Annotated in this window: 18 protein-coding genes; 6 read left to right on the top strand and 12 right to left on the bottom strand. The window is 63.1% G+C overall.

What is annotated here, in order from left to right:
• Positions 1-50: 50 nt before the first annotated feature.
• A complete protein-coding gene (locus ACE3PR_RS05025; RefSeq protein ID WP_374368855.1) occupies positions 51-584 on the top strand; it encodes a GNAT family N-acetyltransferase in 534 nt (177 codons plus the stop codon).
• A 76-nt stretch (positions 585-660) separates the two neighbouring features.
• On the opposite strand, the gene ACE3PR_RS05020 is transcribed toward ACE3PR_RS05025, so the two are convergent.
• From ACE3PR_RS05020 to rpsT, 7 genes are all read right to left on the bottom strand, one after another.
• Positions 661-1,272: a hypothetical protein gene (locus tag ACE3PR_RS05020; RefSeq protein WP_374368853.1), complete on the bottom strand. Its 612-nt coding sequence runs from the start codon at positions 1,270-1,272 to the stop codon at positions 661-663.
• A 22-nt stretch (positions 1,273-1,294) separates the two neighbouring features.
• On the bottom strand, positions 1,295-3,736 hold the full coding sequence (gyrB, locus tag ACE3PR_RS05015) for a DNA topoisomerase (ATP-hydrolyzing) subunit B (RefSeq protein ID WP_374368851.1): 2,442 nt from the start codon (positions 3,734-3,736) through the stop codon (positions 1,295-1,297).
• A 59-nt stretch (positions 3,737-3,795) separates the two neighbouring features.
• Entirely contained in the window at positions 3,796-5,082 is a 1,287-nt protein-coding gene (recF, locus tag ACE3PR_RS05010) for a DNA replication/repair protein RecF (protein WP_374368849.1), read from the bottom strand.
• An 18-nt stretch (positions 5,083-5,100) separates the two neighbouring features.
• Complete coding sequence (gene dnaN / locus ACE3PR_RS05005; RefSeq protein WP_374368847.1) at positions 5,101-6,219, bottom strand: DNA polymerase III subunit beta; 1,119 nt, start codon at positions 6,217-6,219, stop codon at positions 5,101-5,103.
• 262 nt (positions 6,220-6,481) lie between these two features.
• A complete protein-coding gene (dnaA, locus tag ACE3PR_RS05000) occupies positions 6,482-7,966 on the bottom strand; it encodes a chromosomal replication initiator protein DnaA (RefSeq protein ID WP_374368845.1) in 1,485 nt (494 codons plus the stop codon).
• The gene (locus ACE3PR_RS04995; protein ID WP_374368843.1) at positions 7,966-8,394 is read right to left on the bottom strand and encodes a rhodanese-like domain-containing protein; all 429 of its coding nucleotides are present in this window, start codon (positions 8,392-8,394) and stop codon (positions 7,966-7,968) included. Before ACE3PR_RS04995 ends, dnaA begins: the two co-directional genes overlap by 1 nt.
• Positions 8,395-9,075: 681 nt before the next feature.
• The gene (rpsT, locus tag ACE3PR_RS04990; protein ID WP_374368841.1) at positions 9,076-9,339 is read right to left on the bottom strand and encodes a 30S ribosomal protein S20; all 264 of its coding nucleotides are present in this window, start codon (positions 9,337-9,339) and stop codon (positions 9,076-9,078) included.
• 215 nt (positions 9,340-9,554) lie between these two features.
• Between rpsT and dapF the strand changes: the two genes are divergently transcribed.
• The 4 genes from dapF to ACE3PR_RS04970 all read left to right on the top strand — a co-directional run bounded on the left by dapF (position 9,555) and on the right by ACE3PR_RS04970 (position 13,929).
• Positions 9,555-10,403 carry a diaminopimelate epimerase gene (gene dapF, locus ACE3PR_RS04985; RefSeq protein WP_374368839.1) on the top strand — a complete coding sequence of 283 codons (849 nt, stop codon included), beginning with the start codon at positions 9,555-9,557 and terminating at the stop codon, positions 10,401-10,403.
• The gene (mtaB, locus tag ACE3PR_RS04980; protein ID WP_374368837.1) at positions 10,400-11,671 is read left to right on the top strand and encodes a tRNA (N(6)-L-threonylcarbamoyladenosine(37)-C(2))-methylthiotransferase MtaB; all 1,272 of its coding nucleotides are present in this window, start codon (positions 10,400-10,402) and stop codon (positions 11,669-11,671) included. The genes dapF and mtaB overlap by 4 nt, the downstream gene beginning before the upstream one ends.
• A gap of 22 nt (positions 11,672-11,693) precedes the next feature.
• Positions 11,694-12,629, top strand: a complete 936-nt coding sequence (gene ftsY, locus ACE3PR_RS04975) for a signal recognition particle-docking protein FtsY (protein ID WP_374368835.1) — start codon at positions 11,694-11,696, stop codon at positions 12,627-12,629.
• Between the two features lie 379 nt (positions 12,630-13,008).
• Positions 13,009-13,929 carry a hypothetical protein gene (locus ACE3PR_RS04970; protein WP_374368834.1) on the top strand — a complete coding sequence of 307 codons (921 nt, stop codon included), beginning with the start codon at positions 13,009-13,011 and terminating at the stop codon, positions 13,927-13,929.
• A 4-nt stretch (positions 13,930-13,933) separates the two neighbouring features.
• On the opposite strand, the gene ACE3PR_RS04965 is transcribed toward ACE3PR_RS04970, so the two are convergent.
• From ACE3PR_RS04965 to ACE3PR_RS04950, 4 genes are all read right to left on the bottom strand, one after another.
• Positions 13,934-17,092, bottom strand: coding sequence for an efflux RND transporter permease subunit (locus ACE3PR_RS04965; RefSeq protein ID WP_374368832.1), 3,159 nt, complete (start codon positions 17,090-17,092; stop codon positions 13,934-13,936).
• A gap of 15 nt (positions 17,093-17,107) precedes the next feature.
• On the bottom strand, positions 17,108-18,367 hold the full coding sequence (locus tag ACE3PR_RS04960) for an efflux RND transporter periplasmic adaptor subunit (protein ID WP_374368830.1): 1,260 nt from the start codon (positions 18,365-18,367) through the stop codon (positions 17,108-17,110).
• Positions 18,368-18,574: 207 nt separating this feature from the next.
• Positions 18,575-19,594 (bottom strand): ATP-grasp domain-containing protein, encoded by a 1,020-nt coding sequence (locus ACE3PR_RS04955; RefSeq protein WP_374368828.1) that lies wholly within the window; start codon positions 19,592-19,594, stop codon positions 18,575-18,577.
• Positions 19,591-20,619 carry a putative zinc-binding metallopeptidase gene (locus tag ACE3PR_RS04950; RefSeq protein ID WP_374368826.1) on the bottom strand — a complete coding sequence of 343 codons (1,029 nt, stop codon included), beginning with the start codon at positions 20,617-20,619 and terminating at the stop codon, positions 19,591-19,593. Before ACE3PR_RS04950 ends, ACE3PR_RS04955 begins: the two co-directional genes overlap by 4 nt.
• Before the next feature lie 181 nt (positions 20,620-20,800).
• On the opposite strand from ACE3PR_RS04950, the gene ACE3PR_RS04945 reads away from it, so the two are divergent.
• Positions 20,801-21,667 carry an EamA family transporter gene (locus tag ACE3PR_RS04945; RefSeq protein ID WP_374368824.1) on the top strand — a complete coding sequence of 289 codons (867 nt, stop codon included), beginning with the start codon at positions 20,801-20,803 and terminating at the stop codon, positions 21,665-21,667.
• A gap of 3 nt (positions 21,668-21,670) precedes the next feature.
• On the opposite strand, the gene ACE3PR_RS04940 is transcribed toward ACE3PR_RS04945, so the two are convergent.
• Positions 21,671-21,961 carry a hypothetical protein gene (locus ACE3PR_RS04940; RefSeq protein ID WP_374368822.1) on the bottom strand — a complete coding sequence of 97 codons (291 nt, stop codon included), beginning with the start codon at positions 21,959-21,961 and terminating at the stop codon, positions 21,671-21,673.
• Positions 21,962-22,096 lie beyond the last annotated feature (135 nt).

Genomic DNA, 22,096 nt, shown 5'->3' with positions numbered 1-22,096 from the left:
ATCATGTACCACCATCAGACCGTTCTAAGGCACGGAGTGGTATTGGGAAAATGACAGTTTTAGAGACGACGCATCTGACGCTCAGCCCTTGCTGCCCGGGTGACTGCGCCGACTTCATGGAGCTTGAACGTGATCCGGAGGTGATGCGCTTTTTGAACGGCGGACATGCCGTCGACCATGACCGGGTCGATCCCAATGCGACGTTCCTCATGCCCAGGGGAACAGAGCCTTACGTCTGGACGGCGCGCCGTACCGGCAACGGCGCCTTCGTCGGGTGGTTCTGTTTGTGGCCGGAGAATGACAAACTGGCCGAACTCGGCTACCGCCTGCGCCGCACGGAATGGGGTCAGGGCTTTGCCTCGGAAGGGGCAGCGGCGCTCGTCAATTGGGGCTTCAGTAGCGGCGGATATGACAAGATCGTGGCGACCACGATGGCAGTGAACCTCGCCTCGCGCCGTGTCATGGAAAAGATCGGCATGAACCACGCACGCACAATCACCGCCGACCAGCCGGATCCCATTCCGGGCAGCGAACACGGCGAAGTCTGGTACGAGTTGTTGCGCTCGGGATGGAACGGCGGTTAAGGGCGTAATGGCTGATTCTTTTGGGATGGACCGCAAGACCGGGGATACGGCGGGGGCGTATCAGCCGGCTGGCTAGCTAGCTGTTAGCCCCCTGGTCACCGCTAGCCGATGTTCTTCCGCGCCGATAGGTCGGACCTGCGAAGCTACCGCCTTCCGACCGGCCGGTCAGTAGATCGAGAGAAAATGGCCACCATGTCTCGTCAGGACTCGAGGCATCGCCATGAAGGGTTTCATTCTCGATACGGATGTTTCGAAATTCGTCCCACGAGATACGATCGCTCTCCCACCATACGCCGTCTTTTCGGATCGCCGTGAAGGACAATCCATCGCTGATGAGAACTGCACCGAGTTCCGGTAGAGAGATCACATGCTGAATGTTCGCGTCGACATATTTCGCTGATTCTGGATTCTCCGGATCAACCAGATAGGCCATGCCGCGAGCAACCACGATCAGGTGTTGCCCGTCTGGATGCTCGGCGACGCCATGCCAGAGATATGCCCCGCTGGCCCAAGGTTTAAAATTGCCAACCCATGGCGCGCCGGAACTCGGATAGAAGCGGACGACAAAACCTTCACTGTGCCCGCCCCAGCTCTCGCCATTACCGATGGCTTGCGGCAGCGGCCCGGTTGTCGGAAAGCCCGGCAAAATCTCGAAGCGTTGCCCAGGTTCTGTTTCGACGACCGGCACCGTGCATCCTCAGATTGTCACATCACACATCCAAATTCGCCACGTTGAGCGCGTTCTGCTGGATGAAGTCGCGGCGGGGTTCGACCACGTCGCCCATCAGGGTGGAGAAGATTTCTTCCGCTTCGTCGACATGGTTGACGCGGACCTGGAGGAGGGTGCGGACGGCGGGGTCGAGGGTCGTTGCCCAGAGCTGCTCGGGGTTCATTTCGCCGAGGCCCTTGTAACGCTGGATGTCGATCCCCTTGCTGCCCATCTCGATGATGAGGTCGATGAGGCCGATCGGGCCGTTGATGGTCTCGGTCCGGTCCTTGATGACGAGGGTCGCGGGGGTGGTGAAATTCTCGGCGAGCTCGGTCTTGATCTGGTCGAGGCGGTGGCATTCGGTCGAGCGGATGAGTGTCGCATCGATGACATGAGAGGAGGTGACGCCGCGCAGGCGGCGCTTGAAGGCAAGCCCGCCTTGCGCATCGGCAAGGCCGGACCAGCCGCGCGCGGTGACCGGCGAGAGGGCATCGAGGCGCGCCGCGACGGTGGCGGCGATGTCCGGCTTGGCGGCATCGGTGGGGTTGAGCGCACCGATGATCGCTGCCTGTTCGACCACATTCGCGGAACCCACCTTGCGGATGAGCGGCTCCATCAGGTGCTTGGCATTGGCGGCGAGGTCGACCACGCGGCGGAGATCGGCGCCGATCAATTGCGCGCCTGAACCCAGGGTCAGCACGGCACCCTCGACACCGAGGCTGGTGAGGTAATCCTCGCGCGCGCGGTCATCCTTCAGATAACGCTCGGACTTCCCCTTGGCGGCGCGATAGAGCGGCGGCTGGGCAATATAGAGATAGCCCTTCTCGATGAGCTGCGGCATCTGCCGGTAGAAGAAGGTGAGCAGCAGCGTGCGGATATGCGAGCCGTCGACATCGGCGTCGGTCATGATGATGATCTTGTGATAGCGCGCCTTGGTGACGTCGAATTCCTCCGGCCCGATGCTGGTACCGAGGGCCGCGATCAACGTGCCGATCTCGGCCGAAGAAAGCATCTTGTCGAAACGCGCGCGCTCCACATTGAGGATCTTGCCGCGCAAGGGGAGGATCGCCTGGTTCTTGCGGTGGCGGCCTTGCTTCGCGGAGCCGCCAGCCGAATCACCCTCGACGATGAAGAGTTCGGAGAGGGCCGGATCGCGCTCCTGGCAATCGGCGAGCTTCCCGGGCAGGGACGAGATGTCGAGCGCACCCTTGCGCCGCGTGAGGTCGCGGGCTTTCCTGGCGGCTTCGCGGGCCGCCGCGGCTTCGACCGCCTTGCCGACGATGCGTTTGGCATCGGCCGGATGTTCCTCGAACCACTGGGCGAGGCGCTCGTTGACGATGTTCTCGACCACCGGCCGGACCTCGGAGGAGACCAGCTTGTCCTTGGTCTGCGAGGAGAATTTCGGGTCGGGCACCTTCACGGAAAGCACGCAGGTGAGGCCCTCGCGCGCATCATCGCCGGAGAGCGTCACCTTCTCGCGCTTGGCGATGCCGCTTTCCTCGGCATATTTGTTGACCTGCCGCGTGAGTGCCGCGCGGAAGCCCTGCAGATGGGTGCCGCCATCCCGCTGCGGGATGTTGTTGGTGAAGCACAGCATGGTCTCGTGATAGGAATCGGTCCATTCCATCGCCATCTCGACGGTGATGTTGTCCTTCTCGCCGGTGATGGAGATGGCCTGGCTGTGCAGCGCGTTCTTGCTGCGGTCGAGATAGCGCACGAAGGCCTCGATGCCGCCTTCGTAATGCAGCTCGACCGATTTCGGCTCGACCGTGCGGTTGTCGGTGAGAATGAGGCGCACGCCGGAATTGAGGAAAGCCAATTCGCGCAGGCGATGCTCCAGCGTCGCGTAATCATATTCGGTCTTGGTGAAGGTTTCCTTGGAGGCGAGGAAGGTGACCTCGGTGCCGCGCTTGCCTTCCGCGTCGCCGACCACCGCCAGGGGTGCTTCCGGATCGCCATGGCGGAAGCGCAGGAAATGCTCCTTGCCGTCGCGCCAGATGCGCAGGTCCAGGCGTTCGGAGAGCGCGTTGACGACCGAGACGCCGACGCCATGGAGACCGCCCGAGACCTTGTAGCTGTTCTGGTCGAATTTGCCGCCGGCATGGAGCTGGGTCATGATGACCTCGGCCGCCGAGACGCCTTCTTCCTTGTGGATGTCGACGGGAATGCCGCGGCCGTTGTCGTTGACCGTGACCGAGCCGTCGCCGTTGAGCGTCACCAGGACACGGTCGCACCAGCCGGCGAGACTCTCGTCGATCGCGTTGTCGACGACTTCATAGACCATGTGATGCAGGCCCGACCCGTCATCGGTATCGCCGATATACATGCCGGGGCGCTTGCGGACGGCATCGAGGCCTTTCAGCACGCGGATGGAATCGGCGCCGTATTCGGCCTGGCCCTCTTGTCCGCCATTTTGTCCGGTGTTTTTGTTCTCGTCGCTCATGTTCTGGACTCGTATCTGATCGAATGAAGTTTCAACGTGGGTTGGCGTCGGGCAATTTGTCAGGCGCCCGAGATGAGTCGTCCGTCACCCACGCTCATGAAATGCGCCCAACCATCGAGGGGGGCGAAGATCTCGGGGTCGGTGCCGGTCAGCCAGCATTGCGCCGCGAGGGATTGAAGCTCGGCAAAGAGCGCTTCGCGCCTTTGCCGGTCGAGATGTGCCGCCACTTCGTCGAGCAGCAGGATCGGCGCTTCGCCGCGGCGCCTGGTGGCGAGGCGCGCTTCGGCGAGGATGATGGCGATGAGGAGCGCCTTCTGCTCGCCCGTCGAACAATCGCCGGCCCGCAACGCGTCGCCGCCGAGATGCCGGCCGGCCAAGGTCACGACGAGGTCGGAGCGATGGGTGCCCCATTGGGTGATGCCGCTTTCGCCATCGCTGCCGCGCGCTTCCATGAGGCGGCGCTTCAGCAGATCCTCGGCCTCCAGCGCCGGCATGGAACCCAGCGAGGCTTCGACCGAACCAGCCACTTCCAGCACGGCCTGCGGGAAAGGACCCACCGCTTCGACCATGGCGGCATTCAATTGCTGCGCGGCATCGAGCCTCGCTGCGGCGATGGCGACAGCCTGGCCCGCCATCTCGCTTTCCAATCCAGCCAGCCAGGCATTGAGATCGCCGCTGGCCGCCGCCGGTGCTTCGCCGCGGAGGATGCGGGCCCGTTCGCGCATCGCCTGTTCATAGGCGTTGACGCGGGCGGCATGGGTGGGATCGAGGCCATAGACCAGCCGGTCGAGGAAGCGGCGGCGCGAGGCGGCGGCTTCGGAGAACAGGCGGTCCATCTGGGGTGTCAGCCAGAGAACGCTGAGGATCTCGGCAAAACCCGCTTGCGAGCGCAGATTGGCACCATTGGCACGGCTGACGCGGCGCTCGCGCCCGGTTTGCGCCTGGGCCAACGGATCTCGGCCGGTGCCCAGAACATGTTCGCCGCCCAACCCCTGATAGCGCGCATGGACAGCCCAGGCCATGCTCCCGGGCTGCGGGTAGCCGCTTGGAGGATGCGCGCCGATATTGCTGCCGGGATGCCGGAACTCGATCTCGGCGATGGTCGCCTGCCGCAGACCGGAACCGGGCGAAAGATAGGAGAGTGCTTCGAGAAGATTGGTCTTGCCGGCGCCGTTGAGACCCGTAAGCACGACGGCGCCGAGGCCCCGATCGAGCCCGGTATCGAAGCTCACCTCGCGGTAATTCCGGAAGCTGGTCAAAGCGAGGTGCGAAAACCCGTTCACCACCTCAATCGATCGGCGTGGCGTGATGTGGGAGAAATCGGTTCCGCGCTCGGCGACCGCCATATCCTCACTCGCGCTTCATCAAACGCGCATCGGCATCAGCACATAAAGTGCCTGCGCATCGGCCATGTCGCGCAGCAATGTGGGTGCCACGGAATCGGCCAGTTTCAGTTCCAGGCCTTCGCCTTCGATCTCGTCGGCGACGTCCAGCAGATATTTCGAGTTGAAGCCGATCTCCAGGGCTTGGCCGTCATACTTCACTTCCAGTTCCTCGGTGGCGCTGCCATTCTCGGCGCTGGTCGCGGAGAGGGTGAGGGTGCCGGGCTTCAAACTGAGCTTCACCGCGCGCGACTTCTCGCTGGAAATGGTCGAGACGCGGTCGACGGCGTCGCGGAATTCCTTGCGGTCGACTTCCAGGATCTTGTCATTGGCGGTCGGGATGACGCGCTGGTAATCCGGGAAGGAACCGTCGATCAGCTTCGAGGTCAGCACGATATCGGCAAAGGCGAAGCGGATGCGGCTGTCGGAGAGCGAGACCTCGACAGCGCCGTCGAAATCCTCGACCAGCTTCCTGACCTCGTTCACCATCTTCCGCGGCACGATCACGCCGGGAATGCCCTCGGCACCTTCGGGCAGCGGCATCTCGACCCGCGCCAGGCGATGGCCGTCGGTCGCGACCGCGCGGAGGCTGGCCTGCTTACCCGCAGCATAGGCATGGACATAGATGCCGTTGAGGTAATAGCGGGTCTCTTCGGTCGAGATCGCGAATTTGGTGCGGTCGATGAGCCCCTTGAGATCGGCGGCAGAGAGCGGAAACTTGTGCGGCAGATCGCCGGCATGGATCGCCGGGAAATCTTCCTTGGGCAGGGTGGCAAGGGCAAAGCGCGAGCGCCCGGCCTTCACCGTGACCTGCTGGCCGTCGGCGGCGAGCTCGATCTGAACCTGCGCCCCTTCCTGCAGCTTGCGGACAATGTCGTAAAGCGTATGGGCGGGAACCGTGGCGGCGCCGGGTGTGGCGATGTCCGCCGCGATCTTCTCGACCACGGCGAGGTCCATATCGGTCGCGGTCAGGCTCAACTGACCATCCTTGGCCTCGGCCAGCACATTGGAAAGAATGGGAATGGTATTGCGGCGTTCCACAACACTCTGCACATGCCCCAATGCCTTCAGCAGGAGGGTCCGTTCGATGGTCAGTTTCATGGCCTAACTCAACCCTGTTTCTGGCCGCTGGCGGTACCCGCCATCCCGGGGCTGAATGCCCACAAAATCGCGTTCCGACGCAGTCGGTCCTGTCTTTCCAACCTTGCCTGAAGATCCCCCGCGGAAAGGCGGAAAATGGCCGAATCGGCCCCTGGTCCCAGCAAGTGGGGGATTATAGCAGGTTGACGCCCGTGCAACAGGGATTTGTGCCCGAGTCCGGCCTTGGCTGGGGGTTATTAACCGCCCGAAAAGTCAGTAGAAATCAGCCTTCCAGCATCCGCTTCAGAAGGTCGATGTCCTCGGCGAAGGAAATGTCGCCGGCGGCCAGTTCCTCGACCTTTTTCACCGCATGCATGACCGTCGTGTGGTCGCGCCCGCCAAAGCCGCGGCCGATATCCGGGAGCGATTTGGTGGTGAGCTGCTTGGCGAGATACATGGCGATCTGGCGCGGGCGCGAAACCTGCCGCGCGCGCCGGGGCGAGCTCATATCGGCGAGCTTGATGTTGTAATGCTCGGCGACGCGCCGCTGGATCTCCTCGATCGTGACCGAGCGATCATTGGCGCGCAGCAGATCCTTCAAGAGTTCCTGCGCGGATTCGACCGAGATCGGGCGACCCACCAAAGTCGCATGGGCGATGATGCGGGTGAGCGCCCCTTCCAGCTCGCGCACATTCGACGAGATGCGGTGGGCGAGGAATTCCAGCACCTTTGAAGGAATTTCGATCGGCGCCTGTTCGGCCTTGGCCTGGAGAATGCCGAGGCGGAGTTCATAGGTGGTGGGATGGATGTCGGCCACCAGCCCCCAGCCGAAGCGGGTGCGCATGCGTTCTTCCAGGCCCTGCAGATCCGAGGGCGATTTGTCGGCCGAGAGCACCACCTGCTTGTTCTGATCGAAGAGCGCATTGAAGGTGTGGAAGAATTCTTCCTGGGTCGATTCCTTGCCGATGATGAATTGCACGTCATCGACCATCAGCACGTCGACCGAGCGGAACAATTCCTTGAAGGCCATGGTGTTCTTGTTCCGCAAAGCGCGGATGAACTGGTACATGAATTTCTCGGCCGAGAGATAGATCACGCGCTTTTGCGGCTGCTTCTTCTTGATGTGATGAGCGATGGCATGCATCAGATGCGTCTTGCCGAGGCCGACGCCGCCATAAAGAAACAGCGGATTGAAGGGCACAACATCGGATTCGGCGACGCGCAAGGCGGCTGCGTGCGCGAGTTCGTTCGACTTGCCGACGACGAAATTGTCGAAGGTGAGGCGCGGATCGAGTGTCGCACTGACGCCGGCCAGACCATCGGCCTCGGTGACCATCACGTCATGATCGCCCCTGGTGCTGTCGCCACCCGCATGGCTGATGCCGGCATCCGTCATCGCCTCGTCCTGATCGGCCGTATCCGCATCGCGATCGGCGGTGCCATTGACGTCGACGATCACTTCCACCGACCGGATTTCCGGGCATTCGCTGGTCCACAGCGCCATGATGCGGTCGGCGTAATGGGTGGCCACCCAGTCGCGCATGAATCGCGACGGCACGGCCACGCGCAGATCCTGGCCACGACGGCCGGCCAAGGTGAGCGGCTTCAGCCATGAACGGAAAGTAGCCTCGCCGAACTCGGCGCGCAGACGGCCACGAACCCGGGCCCATTGCGCGTTCAACAGCGAATCGCTACCCGCCTCGATCATGGCTTTTCCCCCCATACCCGCAATATTCACGTCGTCACTCCGGCTCATAAAGCTGCTCATCAATCCTGAATCCAGGGCAGGCCGGCAAACTTCCAGCCACCGCTCTTGCCCCGGTGACCGGCCGAATCCTTGTCGCCTTCGAAACCGCCCGCGACGTTGAAGCTGGGGCCGAGCCCCGCTTCGGTGAGGGCGATGGCCGCGGCGCGCGACCGGGCGCCGGAGCGGCAGATGAAATAGAACGGGCCCTCCGCGCTGCCGATCTGGGCGCGCAGCCTGGCCACGAAATCGCTGTCGACCGTCATCCCCGGATAGACCTGCCAGGAATTCAGGATGACCTTCTTGCCGATCGGGGACAAATCCGGAACACCGACGAAGCTCCATTCCGGCTGGGTGCGGACATCGATGAGCCGCGCCCCGGGGGTCGCGACCAGGTCCTGCCAAGCGGCCTGCGGCGTCACGTCGCCGGCATAATTGCCACCCTTGCTCATGCCCTCGGTCTCCCTTCTTCGACGTTCGTTCACCCAACAAAATCCCGGCGCGCCGTGATCCTGGCGCGGTCTTCAATTCGGCGGCGGTCTTACCAGATTGGTTAAGCCCGGCCGCCGAACCCATTGGGATCGGGGTGACACAGTTGCAACCAATACGCGATCAACCCGCCTGTATAAGCGAAGCAATCGTGGCTTGGGTGCCACAGGTTGGGGAAGGGGAAATCAACAATCGCGAGGGCTTGTCGCCGATCGGTTCGGCGTTGGCTGAGCTGTTCTGTGGCAAGCCTTCCGGAACCAATTCCGGGACCCTGTCGACAGAACCGATGAGACCTGGTTTCACGCATCACAGATCTTTGTTTTTTATAGTGTTTTTCCCGTATTCCAACTCCTGGCGGAGCCCCGGTCAACGCCCTGTCTCGTGACCGGAGGGGGACTCTACGCGCGCCCTTCCGACCATGCAACAAGTCCGAATCGGGAACTGCCGGGAATCGAGTCTTGCCAACCTGACTGTGACGGATTCGACACAGATTCCACACCGGCAGGAAATGGGCGAGCCACAACGGATGGTGGCGTTACCCGCGAGGAGCCACAAAAGGAAACCGCGGCCCCCTCATGAGGGCCGCGGCTCCATTGTTCTCGAACAAGCCGTTGCCGGTCACCCTTCAGCCTGAGGCTGAAGGCTCAGGCGAGGCTGCGCAGACGCTTGGTCAGGCGCGACATCTTACGCGCCGCAGCATTCTTGTGAATGATGCCCTGATTGACGCCGCGCGCCAATTCCGGCTGCGCCTGCTTCAGAGCGGCTTCAGCTTCGGTCTTGTTGCCGCCGGCGATCGCCGTTTCCGCCTTCTTCACAGCCGATTTGAGGCGGCTGGTATTGGCGCGGTTGCGGGCGGTGCGCGTCTCGGTCTGGCGGATGCGCTTTTCCGCGGATTTATGATGGGCCATAGGTTGTACCTGCTTCAGAAGCCAAGGAATTGCTGGCGGCGGGTTATACAGAGGGGGACCGGGGCCGTCAACCAGTCAGCTAACGCCTTGATATGATGGTGCTCCCCAAGCCGGCCCTGCACGGGAAGCAGGGTGCCATCCACCTGAAAACATTGGACTCATCCCGGCCGGGACGGCATAACCAAGCCGAACCGATTGCGTAAAAGAACAATGCCATGACGCGCGCGAAGCTGCCATTCCTGAAAATGCACGGCCTCGGCAATGATTTTGTCGTGCTGGATGCGCGTGGGTCCGATCTGGGCTTGAGCCGCGACCAGCGCCGCTGGCTTGCCGACCGGCACCGGGGGATCGGCTGCGACCAGCTCATCACCCTGGAAAAGCCGGTCGATGCCAGGGCCGACGTCTTCATGCGGATCCATAATGCCGACGGGAGCGAGGCGCGGGCCTGCGGAAACGCCACGCGCTGCATCGCGGCGCGGGTGATGGGCGAAAAGGCCAACGGCCATGCCATCATCCAGACCGTGGCCGGGCTGCTGCCCACTGAAGCCCTGGGGAATGGCGAGATCGCGGCCGATATGGGACCGGCTTTGCTCGGCTGGCGCGATATCCCGGTCGCCGCCGAATGCGACACCCTGCACATGCCGGTGGCCTTCGGCCCGGTCGCCGATCCGGTCGGCGTCAATGTGGGGTCGAGCCATGCGGTCTTCTTTGTCGATGACGTGGCGAAGATCGATGTGGCCGGGATCGGTCCCAAGCTGGAGCAGCACGCCTTCTTTCCCGACCGCGCCAATATCGAATTCGCCCAGATCCTCTCGCCCGGTCATATCCGCATGCGGGTCTGGGAACGCGGTGCCGGCATCACTTTGGCCTGCGGCTCGGGCGCCTGTGCCACGCTGGTGGCGGCGGCGCGGCGGGGCCTCACCGGCCGCAAGGCGGTGGTCGAGGTCGATGGCGGCAAGCTCACCATCGAATGGCTGCCCAACGACAACGTCCAAATGACCGGTCCCTGGACCCTCTCTTATGCCGGCGAGGTCGATCTGTCGCAGATCGAAGCGATCCCGTGAGCGAGACCGCGCCGCAATTGGTGACCTTCGGTTGCCGCCTCAACGCCTATGAGAGCGAAGTCATCCGCGGCCATGCCGCCGCGGCGGGGCTGGGGGCGGCCATCATCATCAATACCTGCGCCGTCACCTCGGAAGCCGAGCGCCAGGCGCGCCAGGCGATCCGCAAGGCGCGGCGCGAGAATCCGGATGCCCGCATCATCGTGACCGGCTGCGCCGCCCAGATCGCACCGGAGAAATTCGCGGCGATGGACGAGGTCGACGCAGTGCTCGGCAATGAAGAGAAGCTGAAGGCCGAGAGCTATCACGCCCTGCGCCAGGCCAATGACCGGCATGTGGCGGTCGCCGACATCATGACGGTGACGGAAACGGCCCCCCATCTCATCGCCGGCTTTGCCGAGCGGGCGCGGGCCTTCGTCGAGATCCAGCAGGGCTGCGATCATCGCTGCACCTTCTGCATCATTCCGTTCGGCCGCGGCAACAGCCGCTCGGTCCCGGCCGGGGCGATCGTCGAGCAGATCCGGCAATTGGTCGCCAACGGCCTGCGCGAAGTGGTGCTGACCGGGGTCGACATCACCTCCTATGGCGGCGACCTGCCGGGGAAGAGCGGATTAGGTGGCTTGGTGCGGCGCATCCTGACACTTGTGCCGGAACTGCCGCGCCTGCGCCTCTCCTCGCTCGACGTGGTCGAGGTGGATGACGACCTCAAGCAGCTCATTGCGACGGAAGAGCGGCTGATGCCGCATCTCCATCTCTCGCTCCAGGCGGGCGACGACATGATCCTGAAGCGGATGAAGCGCCGCCATCTGCGCGATGACGCGATCCGCTTTTGTGCCGAGATGCGGGCCTTGCGCCCGGACATCGTCTTCGGCGCCGATCTCATCGCCGGATTTCCGACCGAGACGGAGGCGATGTTCGAAAATTCGCTGCGCCTCATCGAGGAATGCGGCCTCACCTTCCTTCACGTCTTTCCCTATTCGGCCCGCTCCGGCACGCCGGCGGCGAAGATGCCGCAAGTGCCGGGGCCCGTGCGCAAGGATCGCGCCCAGCGCCTGCGCGCGGCGGGGCTCGCGGCGCAGCGCGCCTATTTCGCGCGCCACGTGGGTGCGCCCGCGCGCATCCTGATCGAGCGTTCGGAAGAAACCGGCAGCTTCGGCCATAGCGAGCATTTCGCGCCCGTGGCCCTCAATTTCCAGGCCGATCCGGGCAGCATCGTTTCGGCACATATCCAGGCCGCGACCGACGAGCATCTCGTCGCCATCGCCGCATGACCATCCATCGATTGCAGCATTCATGACCGAAGCCACGAACACGGAAAAGCGGGGCTGGTTTCAGCGCCTGAAGGAAGGTCTTGGGCGTTCATCGAGCAAGCTCGGCCAGAGCCTCACCGGTATCTTCACCAAGCGCAAACTCGACCGCGCTTTGCTCGACGAGCTGGAGGAGGCGCTGATCGCCGCCGATCTCGGCCCGGCCACGGCCGCGAAGCTCACCGCCGCCTTGGCCAAGGATCGCTTCGACAAGGAAGTCACGATCGAGGAAGTGCGCGGCATCTTCGCCGACGAGATCGCGGCACTCCTCACACCGGTCGCCAAGCCGCTCGAGATCGTGCACAAGCCGCATGTGGTTCTGGTGGTCGGCGTCAACGGCTCGGGCAAGACGACCACGATCGGCAAGCTCGCCCGGCTCCATCAGGGCCAGGGCAAGAAGGTCATGCTGGCGGCCGGCGATACCTTCCGCGCCGCCGCCGTCGAGCAATTGAAGATCTGGGGCGAGCGTGCCAACGTGCCGGTGATCGCCCGGGGCGAGGGCGCCGATCCCGCGGGGCTCGCCTTCGATGCCATCCAGGAAGCCAAGGCGCAGGACATCGATTTGTTGCTGATCGATACCGCCGGGCGGCTGCAGAACAAGGCCGGGCTGATGGAAGAGCTGGCCAAGATCGTCCGTGTCATCAAGAAGGTGGATGAGACGGCACCGCATGACTGCCTGCTGGTGCTGGATGCGACGGTCGGGCAGAACGCGCATTCCCAGGTCGATATCTTCAAGCAGATCTGTCAGGTGACCGGCCTGGTCGTCACCAAGCTGGATGGTTCGGCGAAGGGCGGCGTGCTGGTGGCTTTGGCCGAGCGCTTCAATCTTCCCGTCGTGGCGATTGGCATCGGCGAAGGCCAGGACGATCTGAAGCCTTTTACGCCGCAGGAATTCGCGCGCTCACTGATGGGGCTCGACTAAACTCTAAACAGAATCTTAAGCGCGGCATCGATTGTGGCGACGGCGTGGCAATGTCACAGTCTCGCCATGAAACTGTTGCGGATATATCGCGCGCGCTGAAATTCCGCGCGCCGGATTTGCTGGTCACAGCAGCTCTCTCTTCTTCGATGATATAGAAATCATCCAACGGCCACGCGTCATTGCAGTGACGCATGATGTGCCGATTGAGGATGTGCGGGCGGTGCCGCGCGTCTCGCGTCAGGGGTCTGTCAATCGCTTTGGACAGGACGCACAGTTTATGACGAAGGAATATAGGTGGGGGAGACACCGCTGCGCCTTGCGCATCGGTCGGATTGCAATCTTCCTGTCGGCTAGCTTTTTGTCGGCGGATATTGCGTTCATGTCTACCGTGCGCGCCGATGAACCTGCGGGTGATTTCAAGCTCGGCCTCTTCGTCGACGTGCTCGGCAGCATGGGAAGCGCCACCGACAAGGGAAGTGCTACCGGCAAGCCGGAGCCCTTTCAGTTCGACATTATCGGCATGCCGCTTTCTATCGGCAGCCGTGAACCCGACAGCGCGGTGCCGGGCCTGACGATCGGTGTCGACGGTACCTACAAACTGCCCATCGACGGTGCCTTTTCCGTCGTGACCACCGGCTCGGTCGAGAAGACGCGCTATCTCGAGGACGAGTTCTGGGGCCGCGACCGCGCCAATGGCCAGGCCTCGATTCAGCACGATCATGACGGATTGAAAACCACGCTCGAGCCCGGCGTGGAGGTCGAATTGCGCGCCGGCGAGGTGACCGAGCGCCGCTACAGGATCGACGGGCGTGTCGCCAAGCAGATCTTCTCAGGGTTGGCGCTCAGCACCTCCACCGGATTCACGCGCCAGGATGCGCCACTGACATTGGAGGACAATGCCAGTTTCGGGCGAGCGCGGCTGGGCTTGAGCTATCAATTGGACAGGGACGCCAAGCTCAACCTGGGCTATGACATGAAGCAGAAATGGGCGGACCAGCCGCAAGCTTCCGAAACGCGCAGCGGCCCGTCGCTCGGCCTCTCGCTATCGGTGTTCGAGTTTCTGGAGATCGGTACGAGCTATCAATATTGCGAAAGCACCAGCTATGAGGAGAGCGGGGCCGATCTCAGGGCGCTGGTCGACGACGTGCACAGCGTCGGCATGAACGCGGCGTGGCGCGATCCGGCGGCCGATTATCTCAGCATCAAGGCGGATTACCGTTTCGACCAGACGGTCTCGGCCATCGCCAGCCGCGACGGGCAGGCCCATGACGGCATGATCACCCTGGGCCTGCAGTTCTAGGACATCAATGCGTTTGCGGCACGGGGACCGAGACCGCCTTGCGGCGGCCGAATTTGCGCATCACCACGTAAAAAACCGGTGTGAAGACGAGGCCGAAGACGGTGACGCCGATCATGCCGTAGAAGACGGCGGTGCCCAGCGATTGGCGCATTTCGGCCCCGGCGCCGGTCGCGATGACCAGCGGCACCACGCCCAGGATGAAGGCGAAGGAGGTCATCAGGATCGGCCGCAGGCGTGACTGCGCGGCCTCGACCGCCGCCTGGAAACGATCCTTGCCCTCATCCTCGGCCTGTTTGGCGAATTCGACGATGAGGATGGCGTTCTTGGCGGCCAGCCCCACCAGCACCACGAAGCCGATCTGCGCCAGAATGTCGACCGGCAGGGTGCGGATGAGGAGTCCGCTCACCGCCGCCAGCAGGCACATGGGCACGATGAGGACGACCGAGAGCGGCAGGGCCCAGCTTTCATATTGTGCCGCCAGGACCAGGAACACGAAGATCACGGCGGCGACGAAGACCAGCAATCCGGTATCGCCGGCCAATTTCTGTTGATAGGCAAGCTCGGTCCATTGGAAGCCGAAACCGTCGGGGAGGTGGATTGCCGCCAGTTCCTCCATCTTCTGGAGGCCATAACTCGCGGAATAGCCGGGCGTGGTGCCGCCCTGAATCTCGGCAGCGGGATAGAGGTTGTAGCGCGGCACGCGGTAGGGGCCGGTGATGTCGTCGAAGGCGGTCACCGAGCTCAGCGGCACCATCTCGTCATAGGCGTTGCGGGTCTTCAGATTGCCGATATCGGCGAGCTCCTGGCGGAAACTGCCGTCCGCCTGCGCCGTCACGCGGTAGGTGCGGCCGAGATAATTGAACTCGTTGACGAAGGCCGAGCCGACATAGACTTCGAGCGTCCTGAAGACGTCGGTCGCCGAGACGCCCAGCATTTCGGCCCGGACCCGGTCGATATCGGCGAAGATCTTGGGCGTCTTGGTGTTGAAGAGCGAAAACACGCCGGCAAGGCCCGGGGTCTGGTTGGCAGCGGCGATCATTTCCTGGATCGAGGCTTCCAGCGTGGGGAGGCCGCGGCCGCGCTGGTCCTGGATCATCATCTTGAAGCCGCCGGCATTGCCGATGCCGCGCACGGGTGGCGGCGAAATGACGATGATGAAGGCTTCCTGGAGGGCGGAGAGATTCTGCTGCAGGGCGGCGCGGACGGCATTCGCCGAGAGGCCCTTGGCAGCGCGCTCCTTGAAGGGCGCCATGGGCACGAAGATGGCACCGGCATTGGGGGCGTTGGTGAAGGTGGCGGCGTCGAGCCCCGCGAAGGGCACGGCATGGATGACGCCTTCGGTTTCCAGGATGATCTTGGCCGCCTTGCGGACGACCTCGTCGGTGCGGGCGAGCGAGGATCCCGGCGGCAATTGCAGCACGGTGATGAGATAGCCCTGATCCTGTTCCGGGATGAAGCCGGTGGGGGCGCGCTGGAACTGCCAGCCGGTGAGGGCGATGAGTCCGGCATAAAGGATGAGCATGAGGAAGGCGAGGCGCACCAGCCGCCGGGTGAGGGCGGCATAGCGGTCGGCCATCCAGTCGAAGCCGAAATTGAAGCCGTTGAAGAAACCATGGACGGCGCGCATGACGAAATTGGGTTTCTCGACATGGGCGCCATGCGGCTTGAAAAGCAGCGCGCAGAGCGCCGGGCTGAGGGTGAGCGAGACGAAGCAGGAAATCGCCGTGGCGGCGGCGATCGTCACGGCGAACTGGCGGAAGAACTGGCCGGAAATGCCGCTGATGAAGGCCGCCGGGATGAAGACGGCGATCAGCACCAGGGCGATGGCGATGAGGGCGCCGCCCACCTCGTCCATGGTGCGCTTGGTGGCGTCGCGGGGGCTGAGGCCCAGGCGCAGATTGCGTTCGACATTCTCGACGACGACGATGGCGTCGTCGACGACGATGCCGACGGCCAGGACCAGGCCGAAGAGCGACAGGTTGTTGAGCGAGAAGCCCATCGCCGACAGCACCATGAAGGTGCCGATGAGAGAGACGGGGATCGCCACAATGGGAATGAGCGAGGCGCGCCAGGTCTGCAGGAACAGGATGACGACGATGACCACCAGCACCACCGCCTCGAAGATGGTCTTGATGACCTCGCGGACGGATTCGGCGATGAATTCGGTGGGGTTGTAGACGACGTCGTATTGCAGGCCCGGCGGGAAGCTCTTGGCGAGTTCCTTCATGGTGGCAAGGATGCTGTCCGCGGTATCGAGCGCGTTCGAGCCGGGGCGCTGGAAGACCAGCAGCGGCACGGCGGCGCGTTCGTCGAGATAGCCGTTGGAGCCGTAATCCTGGGCGCCGATTTCGACCCGGCCGACATCGCGCACGCGGGTGACGCTGCCGTCTTCATTGGCCTTGATGACGATATTGGCGAATTGGCGGGGATCGCTGAGGCGGCCCAAAGTTTCCAGCGACAATTGGAAATCGCCGGGATTGGGGACGGGCGGCTGGTTGAGGACGCCCGAGGCCACCTGGACGTTCTGGCTCTGGAGAGCAGTCACGACTTCGCTGGCGGTGAGATTGCGCGCCGCGACCTTCTCGGGGTCCAGCCAGACGCGCATCGAATAATCGCGCGCGCCGAAGATGCGCACATCGCCCACGCCGTCGAGCCTGGCCAGTACGTCGCGGACCTGGAGGGTCGCGTAATTCGACATGTAAAGCTGGTCACGAGAACCGTCCGGCGAGTTGATGTGAATCACCATCAGCATGTCGGGCGAGTTTTTGCGCACGGTAACGCCGATGCGCCGCACTTCTTCGGGGAGGCGCGGCTCGGCCGCCGAGACGCGGTTCTGCACCAGCACCTGCGCGGTATCGAGATTGGTGCCGAGGGCGAAGGTCACCTGGAGGGTGAGATTGCCGTCGCCGGTCGCCTGCGAGGACATGTAGAGCATGTTCTCGACGCCGTTGATTTCCTGCTCCAGCGGGGTCGAGACGGTATTGCTGACCACTTCGGCCGAGGCGCCGGGATAGGAGGCGCGGATCTCGATGGTCGGCGGCGCGATGTCGGGATATTGCGCGACCGGCAGGGTGAAATAGGCGGCCCCGCCGATGAGCGTGATGAAGATCGAGAGCACCGTCGCGAAGATCGGGCGGTCGATGAAGAAGTGGGAAAACCGCATGGATGCCCCGGCGCCTTAATTGGAAACGACGGGTTGGATTTCCCCCGGTTTGGGATCGACCTTGGCGCCGGGCCTCGCGCGCAGCAGGCCGTCGATGATGATGACATCCTCGCCGCTCAGGCCCTCGCGGATGATGCGCAGGCCCTCATAGCCCGGCCCCGGCCGGACCACTTTCGGAACCACGGTACCGTCGGCGGCCACGGACATGACGATCTTCTGCGATTGATCGGAGAGGATGGCGCTGTCGGGAATGAGTGTCGCGGGATAGGGATCGGAACCGGGGATGCGGATGCGGCCGAACTGGCCCGGCGTGATGAGCAGCTTCGGATTGGCGAAAATGGCGCGGGCGCGGATCGTGCCGGCGGTGCGGTCGACCTCGTTGTTGACGAAATCCATCTCGCCCTGCAGCGTCCAATCCTCTTCATCCATCAGATGGGCAGCCACTTTCAGCCGTGACTCGCGGGTGGATTGCAGGCGGCCTTCCGCGGCGGCGCGCTGATAGGCGAGGAAATCGGATTCGCTGACGTCGAAGGTGAGGTGGATGGGGTCAAGCGAGACCAGAGTGGTGAGGCGCGTGGTGTTGCCGCTGTCGCCGCCGGTCACCAGATTGCCGATGCTGACCTCATGCACGCCGATACGGCCCGAGATCGGCGCCATGATGCGGGTATAGGTGAGGTTGAGCTTGGCGGCATTGATCGCCGCCCGCGCCACCTCCGCATCGGCCGAGGCGGATTGCAATTCCTCCAGCCGTTCGTCGAAGGTGCTCTGCGAGACGAAATCGCTCTTCTTGAGCTTCTCGGCGCGGTCCAATTGCTGCTGGGCCAGTTTGACCCGGGCGTCGGCCGAGGCGAGTGCGGCTTCGGCGGAAGCAAGCGAAATCTCGAACGGGCGCGGATCGATCACGAACAGCAGATCGCCGGCCTGGACCATCTGGCCGTCGGTGAAATGAATCGATTCCAGATAGCCGCTGACGCGCGAGCGGATCTCGACCGAATCCACCGCCGCAAACTGGCCGGTGAATTCGTCCCATTCCACGATTTCCTTGATCAAGGGCTTGGCGGTGGTGACCGGCGCCGGCGGTGGCGGTGCCATTGTGGCGGCCTGGCTGGGTGTGACACCGCGGATTTCGAAATACCAATAGCCGCCGGCAAGAACGATCGCGGCCAGCATGAAGGTGATCACCAGCCACCAGGGATTGCGCCGCCGGATGGGCGTGCTGAGACTGACGTCTTCTCCAAGATCGGTTTCGGATCTGGGTGGCAGCGAATCCGACATGACGTCCCCCTTGATGGAGTGTCCCATTATCCTCCTTGCGCCGGATGACAGAGTCAATCACGTGAGGTCAATCATGTGGGATCAATCGCGCGGCGCCGGAGTGGCGTACCAGATAGCAATGGTGAACGCCCCTTCAAGTGATGCGGGGATTTCGGTTAGCGATTTCGAGGAATGGGCAACCCGATGGGGTGATGACCCAACGACCGGTCACTCAACATGGGCGCGGCGGATGCCCAAACCCACAATTTTGTTGAGGAGAAGCGCGTAGTCGATGCCGTCATGGGCGGCGGCCGAGGCGAATTCCTCGACATGGGCGATTTCCGGATTCGGATTGGCTTCCAGGAAATAGGGAATGCCGTCGGCGGTGAGGCGGAAATCGATGCGGGCATAGCCGTCGAGTTCCAGCGTGCGGCAGATGCGCTTCACCGTCTGGCGGATGCGGTTGACGAGTTCCGGCGCGATGTCCTTGGCCGGACCCTGGGCAATGCCGCGTTTCTCCTGATAATCGAGGTCGTGCTTCACGCGCTCGGTGGCGATGCTGGCGCGCCCCTGTGCGCCTTCGCCGAAGCGCAATTCCCAGATGGGAAGCACATGCAGGCGGTCATTGCCGAAGACGCCCACATAAATTTCACGCCCATCGATGAACTGCTCGACGATGGCATCGGTGCCGACGCGGTCATGGATGAAGGCGACGCGTTCGGCGAGCTTCTCGTCATTGTCGACCAGAGATGCCTGGGCGATGCCGACCGAGGAATCCTCGGTGAGGCTTTTGACGATGAGCGGGAAGTTGAGGCGGGCCGGGCGCCGGATCTTGCGGCCGATCGGGAAGACCGCGAAGGCCGGCGTCGGAATGCGGTGATAGGAAAGCAGTTTCTTGGAAAGCGCCTTGCCGCGGGCCAGCATCAGGCCGCGGGGATTGCAGCCGGTATAGGGGATACGCAGCAATTCGAGATAGCTCGCCACGTTCTGGTCGTAGGCGGTCTCGCCGTGGAATTGCTCGAGGAGATTGAAGACCACATCCGGTTTCCATTCTTCAATGGAATCGCGGATCGGCTTCAGCTCGTGCTGCACGCCCAGCGCCTGGACCTCGTGGCCGCTGGCGCGCAGGGTCGAGACCACGTCGTATTCCGTCTTCCAGACATGGATCTCCTTGTCGCTGTAACCCTTGAGCGAATCCGGCGGCAGGAAGTCGGGATGCATCAGCACCAGGATGCGGAGCTTCTTCATAGGGCGAACCATTCCCGGCGCGAGGGCGAATAGAGCGAGTGCACGGTCTTCGCGGTGAGCAGGACGGTGAAATCCATCACCAATTGCCGTTCCGGCCCGGCGGCGCGCAATTTGAGTTCACGGCAGCGCGCGATCATGGCGTCGAGAATGGAATCGAGGGTGAGCTGGTATTCGCCGGTCCATTGCGCGACCGAGCGGCGGATATGCGATTGATGCTTGCGCAGAAAGGCGGCGGCGGTGGGGGCGCGGCGGTGCCGGGCGCTGCTCTCGCTGAAGATGCGTTTCAGATCGCGGTCATAGATGGTGGGTGAATCGGAGACGTAATAGGCCTGCTTCTTTTCGTAATGCTCGCTCAAGGTGCGATCGATCTGGCTGATCGGATCGACCCGCAGGCGCTGGGTGAGGATCGGCTTCTCGCCGGCGATCTCGGCCATCAATTCGTCGACATAGACCAGCTTCTTCAAGGCCGGCCAATCGGCATAGCGCTTGCGCCAATCCGAGCGCGGACGCAGCCAGACCGCGAAGGTCTCGGCGAAATCCTCGTCGGGATGGCTCTGGGCGTACCAGAGCCGGAGATGCTGGACGTAATTCTTGCTGGCCGGGTTGGGCCGGTAGAAATCGGGATAGCGGATCGAGGAGCGGCCAAACAATTCCTGCCAGCGGCGGCGGCGGTGAAGCTGAAAGGCATGCTGGACCACATGGCCCGCCTCGTGGCGCAGGATGCGCATGCATTCCGGCACCGTGCCGCCCTCGACATCGATGATCTTCTTGCGCTCCAGCCGCATGAGGCGGGGATGGGCGAGATAGAAGGGAATGGCGATGCCGGGGGTGGTGTCCGGGCTGAACCATTCGTCCGAGATCCAGGCATGGGGCCGCACCCGGAGGCCGCGCTGGGCGAGTTCCTCGTAGAGATGCTCAAGACAGCCTTCCAGCCAGGTCCCGGCGACGGTGACCTTGAGATCCTTGAGGCGAAGCTGGAGAAGCTGCTCGTCCGGCCAGGCGGCCCAAGCGAATTGACGCGGCATGTGGCTCCGAAACCTGCGACCCGATTGAGGCCGCAGTGTGTCATGCGGACGGCGGCGGTTGCAAGCCGCGGCCCGCCGGCATGAGGATCGTCGGTGCACCGACCTATGCGATTTTGCCGATGGCGCCATCGAAACAAGCGATTGGGTGCCCGGCCGGCGCTGTGGCAAGGTGCCGGCCATCATGACTTCATCGCTTTCCCTCACCATGACGCTGCTCGTTCTGCTGGCTGCCCTGATGCATGCCGGCTGGAACGTGATGGTCAAAATCGGCAATGACACGCTGCTAAACATGGGCCTCACCATGGGGCTCGCGGGTGTCATCGCGATGCCGCTTCTGTTCGTGACCGAGGTGCCGGATCCTGCGAGCTGGCCCTATCTCTTCGGCTCGCTGATGACGCATCTGGGGTATTACCTGTTCCTGGTCCTCGCCTACCGTCATGGTGAATTGTCGCTGGTCTATCCGATCGCGCGCGGTTCGGCGCCGCTCCTGGTCGCGGTTTCGGCCTGGCTGCTGCCGCCCCACGAGATCCTGGCGGGCTGGCAGATGGTGGGTGTGGGCGCCATTTCGCTGGGCATTCTCAGCCTCGCCGCGGAAAAGCCCCTGGTCGGCGCGCATAAATGGGAGCCGGTGGTGTTCGGCCTTCTGACCGGGATCTGCATCATGGGCTACACGCTGTTCGACGGTCTCGGCATCCGCCATGCGGGGCCTGCCCAAGCGCAGCAATTCGGCTATATCGCCTGGCTCTTCGCCCTCGATTCGCCGCTGCTGGTGCTCTATTGCCTGTGGAAACGCGGCTGGGGGCCAGCCACTCAATATTGGTCGCGGAGCTGGAAGCTGGGCCTGGCGGGTGGCGCGCTGTCCTCGGGCGCCTACGGCATCGCCATCTTCGCGATGAAATCGGGTGCCTTCGCGCATGTCAGCGCCCTGCGCGAGACCAGCGTCATATTCGCAGCGCTGATGAGCGCCTATTTGCTGAAGGAACGCTTCCGCGCCCGCCGCTACGCCTCCGTCAGCCTGGTGGCATTGGGGGCGGTGCTGCTGCATTAGTGCTTAGTGGGCGACGGCACCGCCGACCAACTGAAAGCGGCGCGCCGAAACCAAAGCGGAAACCGCGATCAGCTTGTGCGTGTAGGGATCGCTGACATTGCGCAGCGCCACGTGGGTCCGGTCGCCCGGGCCGTTGAAGCGCTTCTCGACGCGCCAATGCGCAAACATATGCTCCGGCAGCTTGTCGGAAATTTCGATCAGCACCGATCCCACATCGACCCGGTCAACTTCCTCTTCGGCCAGGATGTTGGAATCACGGTGCCACGGCAGCCAATTCAACAATGCGCGCCCCATAGTTTCTTCCCCGTAATTTTGAGCGGATCGCGGCCCTATGCCGGCTCGCTCATTAAGGGACACTTTAAGGGCGATTTCTTAACAAGTGGTTTCGAGTTCCTGGCTAACCTATTGAGCAAAAAGAGAAGAATTGCA

This window comes from Dongia sp. (assembly GCF_041909655.1).
In the GTDB taxonomy this organism is placed as follows: Bacteria; Pseudomonadota; Alphaproteobacteria; order Dongiales; family Dongiaceae; genus Dongia.
This window is presented reverse-complemented; position numbering and strand designations above follow the sequence as displayed.